1 protein-coding gene and 1 pseudogene are annotated in these 3,875 nt (G+C 70.6%); both read right to left on the bottom strand.

Going from position 1 to position 3,875, the window contains the following annotated elements; all coding sequences use genetic code 11:
• Positions 1-1,975 (bottom strand): hypothetical protein (locus VF794_RS22045; RefSeq protein ID WP_331113502.1); only part of this gene is annotated, 1,975 nt, incomplete at its 3' end.
• Between the two features lie 205 nt (positions 1,976-2,180).
• A pseudogene (locus VF794_RS22040) lies at positions 2,181-3,875 on the bottom strand (hypothetical protein); the annotation flags it as partial.

Raw genomic sequence — 3,875 nt, 5'->3', positions numbered from 1 at the left:
CCACCGTGGAGCACCCGTTGCTCACGAGGTACTCGGCCCACTGGGCGATGTGGTTGGAGGTGCCGAGGTCCTGGAAGGGCAGCGCGAAGGCCGGGGAGGAGGGATCCACCCCCTGCGCCACCTTGTCCGGGTCCACCGCCGCCATCCACAGCAGGGTGCCGTTGGGGTTCTCATCCTTGGTCGCGGGCACCGGCGGCGGACGCAGGCCGTAGTTGCGGCTGGAGGAGAACGTCACCCACATCAGCTTGCTGGTGTCCGAGCCGTTGCCCCGCGTCACGAAGGGGCTCCACTTCGGATAGCTGTTGGTCAGCGCCACGCCCTTGTCCATGGGGCCCGGCGCGTTGGCGCGCTTGAGCGCCACCGGCGTCGCGCCCGCCTGAAGCTTCGCGGCCCACAGCGTCGCGGTCGGATCCGTGTCGCCGTTGCAGTTCGTGTCGCGCTCCGTGCCGGCGGGGCAGGTGGACTCGTTGAACACGAGGAAGGACGAGTCGGGGGCGATGGCCGGGTAGTAGCGGTTCTTGCCCGACTGCGACGGCACCACCGTCACCGGGCCGCTCCAGGTGTCGGCCGTCTGCGCCTTCACCATGTGGATGGCGCCCTTGTAGGCGCGTTGGTTCGTCTGGGGATGACCCACGTAGGTGTAGGCGATCGTCTTGCCGTCCGCGCTCCAGTCCGGGTGGTTGGCCGGGTTGGCCTGGGTGCCGGTGCCGGGGATCTCCTTCTCGAACTTCGCGTCGGTGCCGTTGAAGAGCATCAGGTTGAAGCGGGTGGCATCGCGGTCGGCATAGACGCCGACGAACTTGCTGCCGTCCGGGTTCCACGACTCGAAGTTGCTCAGCTTCGTGGCGCTCTGCGCCAGGGACACCTTGCTGGTGGACGTGAAGGTGGACAGGTCCACCAGGGCGAGCCGGCCATCGTCCTGGCCATTGACCTCGGCCACCAACTTCTTGCCGTTGCGGCTCAGCGCGTGGCAACCCACGCAGTTGACCGTGGTGCTGATGTTCTCCTTGGTCAGCACGGACGTGGCCGTCTGGCTCTTGGGGCCGGCGAAGTCGTAGCGCATCACGGCGGTGCCGCCCGAGGTGGTCCAGTAGTAGAGCGCGCCCCTGATTTCCGAGCGGGCGAAGTTGAGGAGGATGGGATCGGAGACGCCCACCGTACCGCCCGAGTCCCCCGTGGCCCGCAGGGTGACCTGCAGCGGCTGCCCGCCGCGGTTGGTCTCGGCCAGGTAGCGCCACACCTCATCCGAGGGCGTGTAGATGCAACCGCGCGTCTCGCCCGTGGGCAGGGCGGGGGGCGTGAAGCCCGTGGGCAGGTAGCAGCGCAGGTGGACCCGCACGTCGGTGATGGCGTTGGTGAAGGCGAGCTGGAAGAGCGTGTTGGTGTTGGGCCCGGGAACGAAGTGGAACTCCAGCTGCCCCAGGTTGGGCGGCACCATCACGTTGTTGTTGGGATAGAGGATGCGCGGCTTGCGCGCGTCGGACACCGTGCCGTTGAACTTGTCCTCGGGCTGCGTGGGCAGGGAGCCGCTCGCGCTGTCCGGCGTGTTCTGCTGGAGCTTCACGGTGAGGCCCGTGGAGACGGACATGGTGCCGAGGCGGGCGCGCACGGTGCTGGTGCCACCCACCGCCGTGCTCGTGGCCGTGTTCGTCCGGGTGCTGAAGGTGGACCCCGTGAAGGTGCCCAGCCGAATGTCGTCCACGCTGTAGCTCGCCTGGGCCGTCACGTCCTCCGTATGCCCGTCGGAGTAGGTGCCCAGGACGGTGAACCGCCGTGTCGCCGCCGTGGTGCTCGACGCGGTGAGGCTCACGTCCGTCGGGCTGATGGAGAGCGACCTCAAGGCGAGTCCACCGTCGCCCGGGTCGGAGGGATCGCCACCCGTGCCGCCGCCATCCTCCGTCGTGTTACCTCCGTCGGGTTGGGTGGTGCTGGGACGACCACCGCAGTCGCAGCCAGCGCCAGACAGCGCGGTCACTACCATCACGATGCTGAGGAGCCAGGTCTTTTTCCACATGGCTGGCGACGCTATCGCCGTTCCTCACGTGTCGCGCGAGGTTCTTGTTCGCGTGCTTCCCTGGATGCAGTGGGGCCGAATGCCTGAAGTACAGTCGTAACCCAGGTGCGAATCAGCGCCCGCTTTCCTGCCTTCTCACACGTTGAGCATGGGCGGCCAGGCGCGCTCAAGGACCGGCGTAGAGGGCGAGCCCCGAGGCGGTGCCGATGTAGTGGAGGCCCTCCGGCGTCAGCGAGAGCGCGCGGATGTCCTCGCCCGGCAGCCCGTCCTCGACATCGAAGCGGGTCGCGATGTCGAGCCCGAGGTCGTAGCGGATGAGCCCGCGCCGGGTGCCGGCCCACAGCAGGTCACGCACCTGTCCGCCCACCGCGCGGCGCTCGAAGGCGAGGGCCTGCACCTGCTCGTCGGGGAAGCTCCAGGGCGGGGCCCTCAACGAGGGGCCGGCCTGCCCGAGCGCTCCCCAGCCCCGGACGGTGCCGACATAGGGGCGCCCCTCGGGGCTCAGCGTGACGGCGCGCACGTCCTTGTCCGGCAGCGCGGGGGGGCCATGGAGCACGGCGGTGACCAGGGCGATGGCGGGCTCGAAGGGCGTCTCCAGGGTGAGCGTGAGCTCGGCGAGGCCCTCGGAGGTGGCGGCCCAGAGCCTCAGCGCACGCCCGTCAGCCGCTGGCGCGGCGAGCACCTGCCGCACCTGCACCCCCTCGAGGAGGCGGCGGCCGACGATGGTACCGGCGGGGCCGCCCGCGGAGGGATCGCTCGCGCGGGTGAGGACGAGGCCCTCGGTGGTACCGAGCAGCAGCAGGTCCGGGGACTCCAGCGCGAGGAGGGTGCGCACGGCCTCGCCGGAGGAGGAGAGCACGCCGCCGTGGTAGCGCGTGCACGTGGTGCCGTTGCACCGCTCCACGCCGTCGGTGGTGCCCACGAAGAGGATGGGCCCGCCAGAGGACTCCAGCCACGCGAGGGCGAGCCCGGTGCGAGCGAGGGACAGGGCGGGCGTGTCGTTGCCGGGTGGGGAGGAGGCACGGAGGACGGCCGAGGATCTGCCATCCACGTAGAGCACCGTTCCGGACGCGGACAGGAGGGAGGCGATGGCGGTCTCTCCGCCCACCAGCGTGTCCACGAGGCGGCTACGGCCCGAGGGCAGCACGGTGAAGGACCTGGCGGCATGGCCCACGGCCCCAGGGAGATCGGTCGCGCGCAGCACGAGCGTGTGCTTGCCCCAGAGGGGTGAGGGCAGGGGCGAGGAGGGCCCGGTGCCGAAGCTGCCCGTGAGGTTGTCCAACCACGTCAGGTTCCGCAGCCCATCGGGCGAGTCGGAGGCCGAGCCGGTGGCCACGAGGGAAACGCCCTCGCGGCACGGGGAGGACAGGCAGCTCGTTCCGTCCTGCTCCACCTGGGTGATGGTGACCCCCGGAGCGCCGTTCACCACGAGGGGGATGGTGCTCGTGCAGGTGAGGCCCCAGGGGTCCGAGACGGTGAGGGTGAGGTTCTGCGCCCCGGCCGTGGTGAGCCGGTGCGTGGTGGTGCTGGAGCCCTGGGCGAGCACGCCATCGCGGTTGGAGCTCCACCGGTAGACCAGGTCCGCCCGTGGGTCCTCGGCGTCGGTGGCGGAGCCCTGGAGCACGAGTTCCACGCCCGCGTTCACCTCCGCGCTGGCCAGTGGCGCGAGCACGGCGCAGTCGCGGGGAGCGGAGTTGGGAGCGACGCGAACGGAGCGCCGGGCACAGCCCTCGAGGCCCGGGTCCTCCGGATCCTTCGCGCACGCGGAGAGTTCCTGCGGCCCGGGCGCCGAGAGGACGACTTTCAGCTCCTCCGCCTCGCCGCCGAGAGGTGTGGAGGCCGCGGTGGTGTGCCAGGTGGG

Source organism: Archangium sp. (genome assembly GCF_036389735.1).
GTDB lineage: Bacteria > Myxococcota > Myxococcia > Myxococcales > Myxococcaceae > Archangium.
Note: the sequence above shows the minus strand (reverse complement) of the source record. Positions and strands in the feature narration are given on the sequence as shown.